The sequence below is a fragment of the Ferrovibrio sp. genome (assembly GCF_019636075.1).
Classification (GTDB): Bacteria; Pseudomonadota; Alphaproteobacteria; order Ferrovibrionales; family Ferrovibrionaceae; genus Ferrovibrio.
Window position 1 is genome coordinate 33583 of the sequence record NZ_JAHBYG010000035.1, and the last position, 13471, is coordinate 47053.

The window sequence follows — 13471 nt, forward strand, 5'->3', positions numbered from 1 at the left end:
TGCAGCCCATGCCTGTAGCGCAATACTGGCGGCGCGATACAGGCATGTGCGGGCAGGCTTGTCATGCGCATGCCATCGCACCAGCATTTTACTTCGGCGAAAGCCTACCGCGAAATGCCCGGTCGGGGTTATGGTGCGGCCATGCGAGCCGACGAAACCGCCCTGCTTTTTGCCAACGAGGCCTTCTACACCGCCTTTGCCGATCGTGACATGGCGGCGATGGAGGACATCTGGGCCAAGAACAGCCCGGTGGGCTGCATTCATCCCGGCTGGCCGCCGCTTTTCGGCCTGAAAGCCGTGCTGGAAAGCTGGGAGCGCATTCTCGCCAATCCCGCTTCGCCTGATGTGGAAACCGCCGGCGCCGAGGCGATGTGCTGGGGCGATACCGGCGTGGTGGTCTGCTATGAAAAGGTGGAAGACACCTTCCTGGTTGCCACCAATACCTTCGTGCGCGAGGGCAAGAGCTGGCGGCTGGTCTATCATCAGGCCGGCCCGGTCAGTACGCCGCCCGGTTCGGCCAGCAATGATGATCAGGATATCGACGACGAGGATGAAGAGGACGAGGACATGGTGCTGGCGCAAGGCCAGGGCGGTGCCGATCTCGATCCCGACGACGACGATGAAGACGACGACGACGAACCGCCGCCGCGTTCCATCCACTGATAGCTAATCTTTTTCCGGATTGGGCCAATCGAGCCGCAGGCCGCCGCCGGCTTCGCGCGCCAGTTTGGCGGCGATGAAATCCAGCGGTCCGGCCAGGCGTTCCGCCAGTTTCCATGGCGGATTGACGATCAGCAGACCCGAACCGTTCAACCGCGTGTCGCTATCGGCTTTGCGCAGCAGCAATTCCGCCCGCAGCATCGGGGCGTTATTGCGCTTGGCAATATCGCGGATGAAGGCATCTGTGCTGGCGCGCTGTTTGATTGGATACCACAGCACATACTGCCCGGTGGACCAACGCTGCAGGCCATGCAGCAAAGCATCGCCCGCGCGGTTGAATTCGTCGCGCTGTTCGAAGGCCGGATCTATCAGCACCAGTCCACGGCGCGGGTTGGGCGGCAGCAGGGCGCCTAACGCCTCCCAGGCATCGCGGCGATGGATGCTGATGCGTGTGTCGCGCCCCAGATTGCGTTTCAGCGCCGCATATTCCTCGGGATGCAGTTCAACCAGGCTGAGCCGGTCGGCTTCGCGCAGGGCGCGGCGCAGCAGCCAGGGCGAGCCGGGATAATGCCGTAGCCCGCCGCCGCCGGTGCTCAGGTCTGGATTGAGATCGCGCAGCGCAGCCCAATAGAGCGGCAGCGCGGTTGCCGCCGCCGGATCGGCCAGCAATGCGCCCACACCCAGCCGGTATTCGCCGCCGCGCTGTGCTTCATCGCCGGCCAGGTCATAAAGCCCGCGGCCGGCATGGCTGTCCAGCAGATGGAACGGCGATGGCTTGGCGCGCAGGGCATCGAGCATTTCCAGCAAAACGACATGCTTCAGCACATCGCCATGATTGCCGGCGTGGAAACTGTGACGGTAATTCATCGCATGCGGGGCGGCGTTACGCCTTGGCCAGCGTGGTTTCGACGGCGGCAATCACCTTGTCGGCCATCGGATTGGTGGTGGTGGCATACCAATCCACCGGCTTGCCGTTGCCGTCGATCAGGTATTTGTGGAAATTCCAGCGCGGTTTCGCCAACTCGCCGAATTCGGCCGCCGCCCATTTGTAGAAGGGATGCGCCTTGTCGCCCACCACCACTTCCTTTTCGGTGAGTGGAAAATCCACGTCGAAATTCACTTCGCAGAAGTTTTTGATCTCCGCCGATGAGCCGGGCTCCTGGCCGCCGAAATCATTGCTCGGCACGCCCAGAACCACCAGGCCCTTGTCGCGGTAGCGCGACCACAGGCTTTGCAGATCGGTATATTGCTTGGTGAAGCCGCATTGCGATGCGGTGTTCACCACCAGCAGCGTTTTGCCCTTGAATTGCTTCAGCGGCAAAGCCGCGCCATCGATGGAGGTGAAACTGAAATCATGGGCGGTCATGCCGGTACTCGCTTTGGCAAAGACGGAAAAGCCGGGCAGCGCGGCGAGGCCAAGGGTGAGGCCGAACAGGTGGCGGCGCGAGGGCGACATCGGCGGGCTCCGATCAGTCTTGCGGTTAAGACGGCGTTAACGCCATCCAGGTTAGACTCCTGATATCCATTATAGGGCCGAATTGCGGTTCGGCCATATGGTCTGGAGCTTTACTCTAACCATGCCCAGTATCCCCGGTCTCATCTCTTTGGTTGCCTGCGGCCTGCTCGGGCTGCTGCTGGCGCTCGGCCTGATCCGTCTGGCGCCCGGCTGGGTGCCGGGTTCGCTGACCTTGCTGACGGTGGCTATCTGGGCGGTTTTCTGGGCTTTACGCGAACGTTATGTTCGGTTCCGCAACCAGGCGCGGCTGCTCGACGAGATCGACGCCCTGAGTGCCAACTTGATGCGCCAGCCCCCCAATGCGGTGGCTATCCCCACGCCCGCACCAACCGAGGCCGACATCATTCCCAAGGCGTCGGCACCCACCAAGCCTGCGGCTGCCAAGGCGCGTAACCCCATCGCGGCCCGTCCGGAGCCGCGCCTGATCATGCCGGAGCCGCCAATCGCAGAGGTGGCTGCCGAACAGGATGCCGCCTGGCAGGAAATGGCCGAGACGGATGAGGAACCAATCGACGATAGCGCGCTGTTCGAAGCGGTGCGCGATGCACTGAATCACAACCGTGTGGAACTGCACGCCCAGCCCATCGTGCAACTGCCCACGCGGCGGTTGCGCTATGTGGAATTGTTTGCCCGCACCCGCGACCAGGCCGGCCGTGAGATGGCGCCGGGCAATTATCTGCCGGCTTTGCGGGCCGGCGGCCTGATGGCGGAATTCGATGCGCTGATGCTGCTGCGCGGCGTGCAACTGGTGCGCAAGCTGGAAAGCCGCACGCGCAATATCGGGTTTTTCTGCAATATCGCGGCGGAGGCCCTGGCCACGCCCAAGGCCTTCGAGGCGATGCATGGTTTCTTGGCCCGCGAGCAGGCGGGAGAACAGCCCCGGGCCGGCAGCCTGATCCTGGAATTCAATGCCGCTGCCTTGAAACGGCTTGATCGCACCGCCATGGACCGGCTGAACGAATTGTCGGGCCTGGGCTATGTGCTGTCGGTGGATGGCTTCGAAACGCTGGATATCGACCTGGCTGGGTTGGCCCGGCGCGGGGTGCGTTTCATCAAGCTGGATGCCGGGCTGCTGCTGGATCCGGGCAGTGTGCGCAAAGCCCCGGTGGCCCTGGCCGATTTCGCCCGGCTTTGTGCGCGTAACGAGATCGAGCCGATCCTGGCCAAGGTGGAAAACGAGCATGATCTGACCAGCTTGGCCGAATTGGGCTTCAAGCTGGGCCAGGGCCATTTGTTCGGCCTGCCTACCCTGGCCGAGGCGGCGGAATAAAAGCCCCCCCTTGAATTCGCCGCGGAATTTCATACATTAGTCGCCACGTCCGGGCCCCTCTGGTCATCGCGCGGGAGCGATGACGATGTCGGATGGTCAGGGCAATCGCCTCCCGCCGGTATCCAAACAATGGACCTCTCTATCTTTTTGCAGCCTGCCGCGCTGATCAGCCTGGCAGGCCTTATCGCGCTCGAACTCGTTCTGGCGGTCGATAATCTCATCTTCATCACCATCGTTACCAACCGGCTGCCTGAGGCGCAGCAGCCATCGGCCCGCCGCTGGGGCCTTACTCTGGCGGTTGTCACCCGCCTGATGCTGCTGTTTTCGGCCGCCTGGATGATCCAGCTCACCGCGCCATGGTTCACCATTTTCGGCGAGGAGATTTCCGGCCGCGACCTGATCCTGATCGTGGGCGGCTTGTTCCTGATCTGGAAGGCGACGATGGAAATCCACGAGCGTGTGACGCCGGCTGCGGCCGACGAACTCGAGGAGCCCGAGAAAAAGTCGGCGCAGAAGCCGAAACGGGCGCCGCGCTATTGGCCGACCATTGGCCAGATCATGATCCTGGATATCGTGTTCTCGCTGGATAGCGTGATCACCGCCATCGGCCTTACCCGCCATTTGGAGATCATGGTGGTGGCGGTGTTGGTTTCGGTGATCATCATGATCATCGCCGCCGAGCCGCTGGCGCGCTTCGTCAACCGCAATCCCAATGTGGTGATGCTTGCGTTGGCCTTCCTGGTGATGATCGGCATGACGCTGGTGGGCGAGGGCTTCGATTTCGACATCCCGAAGGTGATCATCTACTCCGCCATGGCCTTCTCGGTCACCGTGGAGGCGCTGAACATGCTGTCGCGTCGCGCCAAGCTGAGCAGCACCTTCCGCGATATCCGCAAGCCCGACGAGGCCGGCGGCAATTGATGCCGTAACGTTAAGCAGAGCCGCCCGGATGATTATCCATCCGGGCGGCTCGTGCATGGCCGGCATGCAATGCGCGCATGGCCGACAATCGGTTCAACCCTGGCTTTGGGGCGATCCGGTTGCTAGTGTCCGGCATGCGTTTGCAGCATATCGCTTTGCTGATCCTGATCTGTGCGATCTGGGGCTTCAACTTCGTTGTGGCCAAGGTTGCCGTTGGGCATTTTCCCCCCGTATTTGTAACCGGCCTGCGTTTCCTCGGGCTGGGCCTGTTGCTGTTGCCTTGGCTGAAATGGCAGCGCGGCCAGATGACGCTGGTTTTCCAGATCGCGCTGTTGATGGGGGCGCTGCATTTCGCGCTGATGTTCACCGGCATCAAGCTGGCCGACGATGTCTCGGTGGTGGCGGTTATTACCCAGCTTGGCGTACCTATGGCCACATTGATGGCCTGGGGCCTGCTGGGAGAAACCGTGCGTTGGCGCCGTGGCGTTGGCATCGCGCTGGCTTTTGCCGGTTCGCTGGTGATGGGCTTCGATCCCAAGGTGTTTGGTTATATCGGGGCTCTGGTGATCCTGATCATCAGCGTGGCGTCAATGTCTTTGGGGCAGGTGCTGGTGCGCCGTATCCGCAGTGTGGATGCGTTCACCATGCAGGCCTGGATAGGCGCTGTGAGCGCGCCCAGCCTGTTGCTGATTTCATTCATATTTGAAAGCGGGCAATGGGAATCGGTGCGCACTGCCGGTTGGCTGGAATGGGGCGGTGTGGCTTATATGAGCATTGCCGTGTCGTTGATCGGCCATGGCAGTTTCTATTATCTGCTGCGGATTTATCCGGTGGCCGTGGTGAATCCCGGTTTCACGTTGGCCCCTGTTCTGGGTGTGGCCTTTGGCGTGATGTTTCTGGATGAACGGTTGGGCATGGGCGCAATCGTTGGCGCGGTCATGACCATTGTCGGCGTATTCATCGTCACCCTGCGCGAAAGCCAGCTCGCTTCCGTTCGCGCGGGCGAGGTGCCCATTGCTGTTCAACCCGGTCCTGTCGTTAAACCCAGTCCTGTCATTAAACCCAGTGCAGATTGAGTCGAGCCATGTCACAGTTCGCCCCTTTGCAATCACCGTCTCCTAATTTCGATGAGCGTCGCTGTCGCAAGCCGGTGGATATGGTGGTGTTGCATTACACCGGTATGCAGAGCGCCGAGGCGGCTCTGGCGCGATTGCGCGATCCGGATGCCAAGGTGTCTGCCCATTACGTGATTGATGAAAATGGCAGCATCCACAATCTGGTGCCGGAAGATATGCGGGCCTGGCATGCCGGCATCTCGTTCTGGCGCGGCGTGCGCGATGTGAATGCGCGTTCGATCGGTATCGAGTTGGTGAATCCCGGCCATGAATTCGGCTATCGGCCCTTTCCGGATGCCCAGATCGCGGCCTTGATCGGCCTGCTGAGCGGCATAGCAGAACGCCATCGCATTGCGCCTGCAGGCTATGTCGGCCATTCCGATGTGGCGCCCCAGCGTAAGGAAGATCCGGGCGAGTATTTCCCCTGGGCGCGGTTGGCCTCGGCAGGTTTCGGCCTGTGGCCCGGTGCCGATTTCCAGGTTTCGCCCAATGCGCCGGAATTGCGCCCGGGCATGAGCGGCGGTGCGGTGCTGGACTTGCAGGTGGCGCTTGATCGCATCGGTTATGGCGTGGAGGGCAGCGGCAATTTCGATCCGCTGACGGAATCCGTGGTGCGGGCTTTCCAGCGTCATTGGCGTGCCAATCGCATCACTGGCAGTGCCGATGCCGAAACCACCAGCCTGATCCATTACATTGCCCAGCGTGCCTGAAGCCTGTGCGCCTGAAGCTTGCGGGCCAGAACGTCCATTTTCCACCCAGGCTTGACCCCCGGCGCTTGCCGGCTTAACTCTTTGCCCGGTGCCAGATGGCTGGACGGTCGCGGCCCCGCGAGGGGTCGAGGAAAGTCCGGGCTCCACGGAAACACGGTGCCGGGTAACGCCCGGCGGGGGCGACCCCAGGGACAGTGCCACAGAAAACAGACCGCCGGCATGCTTCATGCCTGCCGGCAAGGGTGAAAAGGTGCGGTAAGAGCGCACCGCGTTGGCGGTAACGTCGATGGCAGGGCAAACCCCACCGGGAGCAAGACCAAATAGGGATGACGGCTCGCTTGCGGGCGGAAGTGTTTTCGCTTCGTCATCCGGGTCGGTCGCGCGAGGCGTTCGGTAACGAGCGTCCCAGAGGAATGGCCGTCCAGCCCAGCAATGGGGGGACAGAACCCGGCTTACAGGCCGTCTGGCACCGCTTTCCCTCAGATGACCTAGCGATTCACCCGCAGCAGAAAGCCATCGGCATTCTGGCCGGGGCAAGAGATGAAATACGGCTCGAATACTTGCGAAAAACCTTCGCGCGCGCGGGTGTCGAGGCACCAGCGCTGGCCGCTATCGTCATCCAGCGACAGGCCGCCGCGCTGCAGATCGAAGAATTGCGGATAGCTGCGCATCATTTCGGCATTCACCGCGCAGGGCACCGTCACCAGGCGCCGATTGCCCGGATCCATCGCCAGGCAATAGGCCGGATTGGCTGCGAAATACAATTGATTGCGCTCGCGCGTGGCGCGGCCGATGAAAAACCCCTGGGTCTGGCTGTCGATGCTGAATTCGCAGGGGCTGAGCAGGATTTCCGGGCGCAGGCGGGATATGTCGGGGCCGGCCAGTTGCGCGGTCAGGCATTGGTTGTTGGCGGTGATCGCCACCACGGAAAAACGCTTCAGCACCGGCGCCCGGCGGGGCAGATATTCGTTCACGCCGATCTGGGCCAGGGCTGGGGCCGGTATCAGCAAGGCAGGGGCCATCAGCAAGGCTGGCGCGGCCAGACCGGGCAGCAGCAACAGCAGGGCCAGCAAGGGCCGGATGGCGCATTTCAGGATCAGCATACGAACAGGGTACCACAATGTAGCGCGCCGCACGATTTTGGATTCTGCGACACTCGGTTTTGGACGTGCGGCAGGCGCCGCACTACCTCTTGAAGGCGTGAGAATATCGTCCTGTTGACGATGGGGAACAAAACGTGTTCTTTCGGCGCTATGGCCGTCCTCCGCACCCTGCAAGATCACCTCATGCTCAACATCGGGCTGGTGGCCCGCTGCCGGCATTGTGGGCATGAAAAACGGCTCGAATTGAGAGCTCTTGCCGACGCCCTCGGCCCTACCACCAGCACTGTTAAGCTGGCCGAGCGGCTGACCTGCGTCAACTGTGGCCAGCCGGGTAGCGGCCTGCCCCATGCCCTGCTGCCCGAGAAGCTGCCCGAGAGGCGGCCTGTTCAGGGAGCTTTCAGCGGCTCGTTTTCGGAACTTCCAGGCTGAATCAATCGGGCGGAGCAGCCAGGGCCGCCGGCGGGGCGAAGATGGTGATTTCGACACCGCCGAGGCGCATCTGAACCAGCTTTTGCTGCTCGCCGGCCGCAGGGGCCAGGCTGGCCAGCAAATCAGGCCGCTCGGCCGCGTCAGTGTTGGGCGATGCAGGCGATGCTGCTGACGGCGTTGTAACCCCAATGCGCGGCGCTGACGACATACTGGCTCCATAAGGCGATCTGACGGGCGGAAGCACCCGTAGAGCGGGATTGTGGCGCCACCATGGCGGGTGGTCAAGTTTACCGCATTCATGCCGCTTCACGCCTCCGTGTTGCCACGGCCCTTGTGGCGCGGTCCGTGATGATTACCTCTGCCACGCGCTTGGCTTTGCCTGCCCCGCCCACCGTGTAGGTCGTCTCCACGCTCTCGATCTTGAAGCCTGCGAATATCTGCCGCACCGCAGGCACATCGTTTAGCGAGAGGACGAAGCGGCCCTTGATCTGCGCCAAGCGCTCGGCCAGGGCCTTAAAGTCGTCACGGCTGAACACATCGCGGCCATAGTCCTTCTCGCAGCCATAGTATGGCGGGTCTAGGTAGAACAGCGTGTCGGGCCGGTCGTAGCGGTCGATCAGCTCCGGCCAAGGCAGGCACTCGATCACTGTGCCAGCCAGGCGTTCGTGCACGGCCTCCAACAGCGGGCCGAGCTTGGTGACATCGAAGCGAGCGCCAGAGCCGATCACCACACCGAAGCTGCGCGCGGCGACCTTGCCGCCGAAGCTGGTGCGCTGGAGGTAGAGGAATCGTGCGGCGCGCTCGAGGTCGGTCAGCGTGGTGGGATCTGTGCGAACCAACTGCTCGAAGCGCTTGCGTGTCGTCAACTCGAATTGCAGGAGGTTGATGAAATATTGGTAATGCCTTTGCAGCACCCGAAACAGCGTGGCGACATCTCCGCTGATATCGTTGATCACCTCGCCGGCCGGCTTGGCCGTGCGGCGAAAGAAAACCCCGCCCATGCCAACAAACGGCTCAACGTAAGTGGCATGCGGCACGCGGCCGATGATCTCGGCCAGCCGGCCGGCCAGGTTACGTTTCCCGCCGATGTAAGGCGCGACGGGCTTCACGGCTGGCACTCTTTGCAGCTTATGTCGCTGCGCTCGGGGACTCGACTCCATAATGGTAAGCCTTCACTATCGCCCCGCCCCTGCAGGGGTGGCGGGATGGCCATGGCTGGCCGGTCATGGTCGTGAGAGTGGGAGCTCTCGGTTCGCGCAGCCCAAACTGCGCAGCCCCCGCCGGCCGACGCTTCGTCGGCGAGGTAGTCTGTTTGAAAAAGGAATATCGCCGGCAGAAACCGCCGTGCGACCTGGCCGCGATAGCGCCAGGCGATGGCAATCAGCGCGCGGGCCTGGCGTGGCGTCAGGGGCGCGCCGCAGCCGCATGGGCAGGCGAAGGTCATGCCGATGATCCGGCCAACGCGGTCTACGAAATACTCGATGTCGCCGGGCTGTGTGCCCTGGGCATCGATATCATCGACCACGCGAGCCTGAATCACGGCCACACCAACCCTTCCAACACGCTCTTGATCTCTGCCGCGCTCTCGGCGGCGGCGATATCGGCTTTGGCATTCAGCCGCACGCCTTCAATCTGCGCAGCCACGGCCAACCATTGGCCTTCGAGCTCCAGCCACAGCGTCACGACTTCGAGCGGCGTTGCGCCGTTCACGCCGAGCTCGGCCGTGATCAGCGGGTAAGCCGACAGATCCTCGGGCTGGCTGGCAGCGAGCCAGGCGCGTGCCATAGCCACCTTCGCTTGATAGACCATGGCCTGGCCGGCGCCGCCCGTAATATATTTCAAGCGCGCAGCCTCGGCGGCCTGATCGACGCGCTGCTGTGCATCGGCCTTCAGACCATCCACCGGCCGGTCGCTGAAGGCCGGCGTCGCAAGACCGCTCTCTGGATCGTAGCTACCGCCACCCGTAGCGAGGTGGATGGCCGGATCATAGCCGGCGGTCTGATCGACTTGGCGCCAGTTCCCCAAAGCCGCCAGGGCCGCATCGTCCATATGGGCGCTGCCAATGCGCGCGCCGGCATAGTCGATCCAGCTTGGGCGGGGGACAGGAATACCGATCACCTCGCCTTCGATCACTCGCATGTAATGTGCCTGCATGACCTGCCCCCTAGACGCCGTAGCGCCACCGTTGTGCGTTGAAGTTTTGTGCGATCTCGGCCTCCGTCAGCGCGAAGTCGTAGAAGCGCACGATCCCGAAGCGCCACCCATCGGGCAGCAGGTTGCCGCCGTTGTAGCCGAGGCGCGGCTTATCGTAAGAATCGCCGCTGGTATGGCCGGCTGCGGCCGTGAAGCTGCCATTCGAGCCGGCGTTCAGGTAATGCCGGCAAGTCGTGGCCCCATCGAAGCGGCCCGTCAGCGCGATGTGGTTCCAAGCGTTCGGCGTCAGCGCCGCTGACGCGGCCTGATCACCGGCTAGATATGGCGTGGCGACGACTTTACCCGCGTTATTCACCCGCAGCGCCATGCCGGGAGTGCTGCCCTCGGCCGAGTAGTGGTTTGCAAAGACCACGCCATAGCTCGGCCAGGTCGCGCCGGCATAGAGCCAGTACTCCAAGGTCTGCGCGATATCGCTGCGGCCGATGTTGCGGAGAGTCTGGCCGCTATGGGCCGCGACGGCCGAGAACAGCGCATCTCCATCAAGAGCCATCCAGCAGCTGCCATCGCGCGAGCCGGCGGTTCCGATGAATTGAGGGTCCGCAGCTTCCACGCTGTCGCTGTAGCCGGCGACGAAGTGATTGCCATTCCCGCTGATATCGTGCCACTGCTGCCCGGCGCCGCTATAGCTGTCGGCGTCGGCAGCGTCGAGGTGCAGGATCGGCGTCTGCACGATGGCCCCATCGCCGGCGGCCATTGCCCCGATGCTGATCGTTTGCGGCGCCGCGTGGGTCACAGCGCCACCCCCGCCAGGGCGAAGCACAGGCCCTGGCCTTTCACGACACTACCGATCTGCGTCACCTTCACGGTGAGCAGGTCGTTGGTGTTGAAGTCCACATGGCCGCCTGTGATGACGCCGGGCGTCAGAGCGGTTGCGCCGATTTCAAACTGCGGCCTCGTGGCGAAGATCGAGGCGCCGTTCTTTTCGACGTCGAGAATCACCGCTGCCCCAGTGGGAGCCAGGGTTATCCGGGAGCGGACTGCCGTGAACCGCACGTCGCGTGGCATGATGGTCCGGCCAATCACCTGCACAGCCAGGTCCACGCCGTTTCCATCGGGGCCGAAGCCGGCGATGAAATGCAGGTCGTAGGGCCGGCTTTGTGCCGCAATCATGGCCTGAATGGCTTTGCGCAGTTGCGAGCGGTCGTCCGGGTCCGGCGTCATGCCGACGAACTCTATCGGATTCAGCACCTCTTCCTGCACAGCGTTCAGCCAGAAATCCATAATCGCAGTACCCTGCGAGTTGGTTGCTGGGTTTTTGGGAAGGAAGCCAGACTTGCCTTCGCCGAACATATTCGGCGCGGCCGATGGGTGATCGATACGCTGCATTGCTTACCTCCATTGCAGCCAAGCGCCATGCAGGCGCTGGCTTTTGGCATTGAACGTCCTGAAACGCCATTTCATGCTGCTGCCGGATGGCTGGGCAGACAGGTCTTGCGTCGCCGTCAGCAGTCGTTGGCCGCCGCCGATATCGCCCATGCTGGCAAGCGTGACCTGGGTGTATGTTGTGCCACCGTCGCGGCTAAGCTCGATGGTGAGGTCCGTGTTCAGAGTCACGCTGTCGATGGCTTCGTGGAGCAGCACGATGCGCGCCAGGCTCGGTGATGCTGCGGCCGTGAAGCTATTGCTGGTGAGCGTGATGTTCGCAGCTGCCGTCACCGCGTAAAGCTGCAGCTCGGCGACGCAGAAGCGCTGGCCGCCGCTGCCGATGTTCGAGACCAGGTGAATACGGTGATACCGATAAGCAGTGGTGGTGTTGATGCCAGACGTGACATCATGCACCAGCTTGGTGGCGCTGTCGGTAAGGCTGCCGGTATGCAGGTCGGTCCAACTGGAGCCGTTATTGGAGCCCTGCAGCTTGATGGTGATGGTGCCCCCATCCACGCCGTAACCCTGGAAGCCCACATCGCTGGCCGATACCACGCGGAAGCGGGTGACCGTATGGCTGTTGCCGCTGCCCCAGTCCTTGCCCAGCAGCAGAGGATCGGACGGCGAACCGGATTCGTAGTAAGCGCCGGCTGAATAGATCTGTGTCTCGTTACCGTCGAAGGCCGCCGCCAGGCCGCCGCCATAAGTCGCGTTCCCAGTGTTGGTGCCGCCAGACAGCTGATTCTCGGCTGGGTTATGGTAGTAATCGCCGGCAGCGCTATAGCTGCCGCCGGTGTTGCTCGCAATGCCAGTTTCATCGCTGAATGAATCGCCGACAGCGCCGATGAAGGCTGCGATGCTCGCAGCACGCGCCTTCATGTCGCGCAGCGCGGTCAACGCCGTGTTGCACTCGAGCTGTGCCAACTGGCCTACGCCGCCAAGCAGGCTCTCAACGTTAGTCCAGGCGGTCTCGTAATCGCCGGCGCCGCTCTTGGCCAGAACCTGACCAACGGAGCCCCCTGCAGCCACACCAGGCCCTGCCGGGCCGATGTCGCCTTGCTCGCCCTGCTCACCCTGCGGCCCATCCTCGCCCTGCGGTCCCTGCTCGCCTTGAATACCTTGCTCGCCCTGGATACCCTGCACGCCTTGGATACCTTGCGTGCCTTGCGGCCCTGCCGAACCTTGCGGGCCGGTATCGCCTTTGGCGGCCAGCAGCGACCAATGGCTCGGGTTGCTGCTCGGCGCTAGGCCCGTGCTGGCAGCGATAGCGATATAGGCCGCGCCGCTCTGGGTGACGCCGTCATCGATGCCATAGGCCGTGGCGCCCGACCAGGCGCCGCGCCAGTTCAAGCCTTTCGGGCCTGCGACTCCTTGGATACCCTGCGGCCCCTGATCGCCCTCCACGCCCTGAATACCTTGCGGCCCTTGGATGCCTTGCGCGCCCTGCGGCCCGGCCTCGCCGCGCCCGAAGGGGACACCGTCCGACCAGTCGCCAGACGTTGCCGAGAGCTTGAAGTAGAGCTGGCCAATGTCGGTGGCCAAAAAGGCATAGCCGGCGGGCTGCGCATCGTAGGTGCCACGATTGGCATAGACCGACACAACGTCCGGCGTGAAGCTTTGCCCAGCGAACCCCTGCGGCCCCTGGATGCCTTGCACGCCTTGCGCGCCCTGTGCACCCGCGCTGCCGGCAAAGCCCTGGATGCCTTGCGCGCCCTGCGGCCCTGTGCCGCCGGCAGGGCCTGGAATACCCTGCTCGCCGACAGGGCCTTGAATGCCTTGCGGCCCCACCGGGCCTTGCAAGCCCGCTTCGCCGCGCAATGCGAACGGCTGCCAGGGCGAGGCCGGTGGCACGATGCCAGTGATGGCCTCCATCGTGTAATAGGCCGAGCCGTTGCGTGTGACCAAGTCGCGCGCAGCGTAGAGCGCAGCGCCGTTATACTCACCGCGCGGGTTGAGACCAAACTGACCGATGATATAGCCACCGGGCTTTGCATCGCCGATGTGGATGGCTATGCCGGGATCATCGGTCAGGACGACGATCTGACTGACGCCTCCGGCGAAGCTGGCATTCTGCGCGCGCGTGCCGCGCCGCAGGTTGACTTCAGTGGCCATCAGACTTCTCCATAGTCGCGGGCTTCGGTGTGCGGCGTGGTGATCGTGCCGTAGTC

The 13471-nt window shown here is 63.1% G+C and carries 14 protein-coding genes and 1 other RNA gene; 7 read left to right on the forward strand and 8 right to left on the reverse strand.

Annotated elements, in window-relative coordinates:
• Positions 1-63: 63 nt before the first annotated feature.
• Complete coding sequence (locus KF827_RS14335; protein ID WP_291006862.1) at positions 64-663, forward strand: nuclear transport factor 2 family protein; 600 nt, start codon at positions 64-66, stop codon at positions 661-663.
• Positions 664-666: 3 nt separating this feature from the next.
• On the opposite strand, the gene KF827_RS14340 is transcribed toward KF827_RS14335, so the two are convergent.
• Both KF827_RS14340 and KF827_RS14345 read right to left on the reverse strand, forming a co-directional pair.
• Entirely contained in the window at positions 667-1527 is an 861-nt protein-coding gene (locus KF827_RS14340) for a 23S rRNA (adenine(2030)-N(6))-methyltransferase RlmJ (RefSeq protein ID WP_291006865.1), read from the reverse strand.
• A 16-nt stretch (positions 1528-1543) separates the two neighbouring features.
• Positions 1544-2116: a glutathione peroxidase gene (locus KF827_RS14345; RefSeq protein ID WP_291006867.1), complete on the reverse strand. Its 573-nt coding sequence runs from the start codon at positions 2114-2116 to the stop codon at positions 1544-1546.
• 121 nt (positions 2117-2237) lie between these two features.
• Here KF827_RS14345 and KF827_RS14350 point away from each other — a divergent pair, with 121 nt between their 5' ends.
• The 5 genes from KF827_RS14350 to rnpB all read left to right on the forward strand — a co-directional run bounded on the left by KF827_RS14350 (position 2238) and on the right by rnpB (position 6663).
• The gene (locus KF827_RS14350) at positions 2238-3446 is read left to right on the forward strand and encodes an EAL domain-containing protein (RefSeq protein ID WP_291006869.1); all 1209 of its coding nucleotides are present in this window, start codon (positions 2238-2240) and stop codon (positions 3444-3446) included.
• A gap of 129 nt (positions 3447-3575) precedes the next feature.
• A complete protein-coding gene (locus tag KF827_RS14355) occupies positions 3576-4367 on the forward strand; it encodes a TerC family protein (protein ID WP_291006871.1) in 792 nt (263 codons plus the stop codon).
• Between the two features lie 77 nt (positions 4368-4444).
• A complete protein-coding gene (locus KF827_RS14360; protein ID WP_291006873.1) occupies positions 4445-5443 on the forward strand; it encodes a DMT family transporter in 999 nt (332 codons plus the stop codon).
• A gap of 8 nt (positions 5444-5451) precedes the next feature.
• Positions 5452-6192: an N-acetylmuramoyl-L-alanine amidase gene (locus tag KF827_RS14365; protein ID WP_291006875.1), complete on the forward strand. Its 741-nt coding sequence runs from the start codon at positions 5452-5454 to the stop codon at positions 6190-6192.
• Between the two features lie 91 nt (positions 6193-6283).
• Positions 6284-6663: RNase P RNA component class A (gene rnpB, locus KF827_RS14370), an RNA gene on the forward strand.
• A gap of 17 nt (positions 6664-6680) precedes the next feature.
• Here rnpB and KF827_RS14375 read toward each other — a convergent pair.
• Entirely contained in the window at positions 6681-7295 is a 615-nt protein-coding gene (locus KF827_RS14375; protein ID WP_291006877.1) for a hypothetical protein, read from the reverse strand.
• A gap of 183 nt (positions 7296-7478) precedes the next feature.
• On the opposite strand from KF827_RS14375, the gene KF827_RS14380 reads away from it, so the two are divergent.
• Positions 7479-7724, forward strand: a complete 246-nt coding sequence (locus KF827_RS14380; protein ID WP_291006879.1) for a hypothetical protein — start codon at positions 7479-7481, stop codon at positions 7722-7724.
• A gap of 296 nt (positions 7725-8020) precedes the next feature.
• Here KF827_RS14380 and KF827_RS14385 read toward each other — a convergent pair whose 3' ends face one another.
• From KF827_RS14385 to KF827_RS14405, 5 genes are all read right to left on the reverse strand, one after another.
• Positions 8021-8833, reverse strand: a complete 813-nt coding sequence (locus KF827_RS14385) for a DNA adenine methylase (protein WP_367273144.1) — start codon at positions 8831-8833, stop codon at positions 8021-8023.
• A gap of 427 nt (positions 8834-9260) precedes the next feature.
• Positions 9261-9878 (reverse strand): hypothetical protein, encoded by a 618-nt coding sequence (locus KF827_RS14390; RefSeq protein WP_291006883.1) that lies wholly within the window; start codon positions 9876-9878, stop codon positions 9261-9263.
• A 10-nt stretch (positions 9879-9888) separates the two neighbouring features.
• Complete coding sequence (locus KF827_RS14395; RefSeq protein WP_291006885.1) at positions 9889-10632, reverse strand: LamG-like jellyroll fold domain-containing protein; 744 nt, start codon at positions 10630-10632, stop codon at positions 9889-9891.
• Between the two features lie 35 nt (positions 10633-10667).
• Entirely contained in the window at positions 10668-11264 is a 597-nt protein-coding gene (locus tag KF827_RS14400; RefSeq protein ID WP_291006887.1) for a hypothetical protein, read from the reverse strand.
• 3 nt (positions 11265-11267) lie between these two features.
• Complete coding sequence (locus KF827_RS14405; RefSeq protein WP_291006889.1) at positions 11268-13415, reverse strand: hypothetical protein; 2148 nt, start codon at positions 13413-13415, stop codon at positions 11268-11270.
• Positions 13416-13471 lie beyond the last annotated feature (56 nt).

Coding starts and splice junctions, on each gene's coding strand:
- KF827_RS14405 (WP_291006889.1), bottom strand. CDS start 13,415: ATGGCCACTGAAGTCAACCTGCGGCGCGGCACGCGCGCGCAGAATGCC.
- KF827_RS14375 (WP_291006877.1), bottom strand. CDS start 7,295: ATGCTGATCCTGAAATGCGCCATCCGGCCCTTGCTGGCCCTGCTGTTG.
- KF827_RS14360 (WP_291006873.1), top strand. CDS start 4,445: ATGGCCGACAATCGGTTCAACCCTGGCTTTGGGGCGATCCGGTTGCTA.
- KF827_RS14390 (WP_291006883.1), bottom strand. CDS start 9,878: ATGCAGGCACATTACATGCGAGTGATCGAAGGCGAGGTGATCGGTATT.
- KF827_RS14365 (WP_291006875.1), top strand. CDS start 5,452: ATGTCACAGTTCGCCCCTTTGCAATCACCGTCTCCTAATTTCGATGAG.
- KF827_RS14335 (WP_291006862.1), top strand. CDS start 64: ATGCGCATGCCATCGCACCAGCATTTTACTTCGGCGAAAGCCTACCGC.
- KF827_RS14355 (WP_291006871.1), top strand. CDS start 3,576: ATGGACCTCTCTATCTTTTTGCAGCCTGCCGCGCTGATCAGCCTGGCA.
- KF827_RS14345 (WP_291006867.1), bottom strand. CDS start 2,116: ATGTCGCCCTCGCGCCGCCACCTGTTCGGCCTCACCCTTGGCCTCGCC.
- KF827_RS14395 (WP_291006885.1), bottom strand. CDS start 10,632: ATGGCCGCCGGCGATGGGGCCATCGTGCAGACGCCGATCCTGCACCTC.
- KF827_RS14350 (WP_291006869.1), top strand. CDS start 2,238: ATGCCCAGTATCCCCGGTCTCATCTCTTTGGTTGCCTGCGGCCTGCTC.
- KF827_RS14340 (WP_291006865.1), bottom strand. CDS start 1,527: ATGAATTACCGTCACAGTTTCCACGCCGGCAATCATGGCGATGTGCTG.
- KF827_RS14400 (WP_291006887.1), bottom strand. CDS start 11,264: ATGCAGCGTATCGATCACCCATCGGCCGCGCCGAATATGTTCGGCGAA.
- KF827_RS14380 (WP_291006879.1), top strand. CDS start 7,479: ATGCTCAACATCGGGCTGGTGGCCCGCTGCCGGCATTGTGGGCATGAA.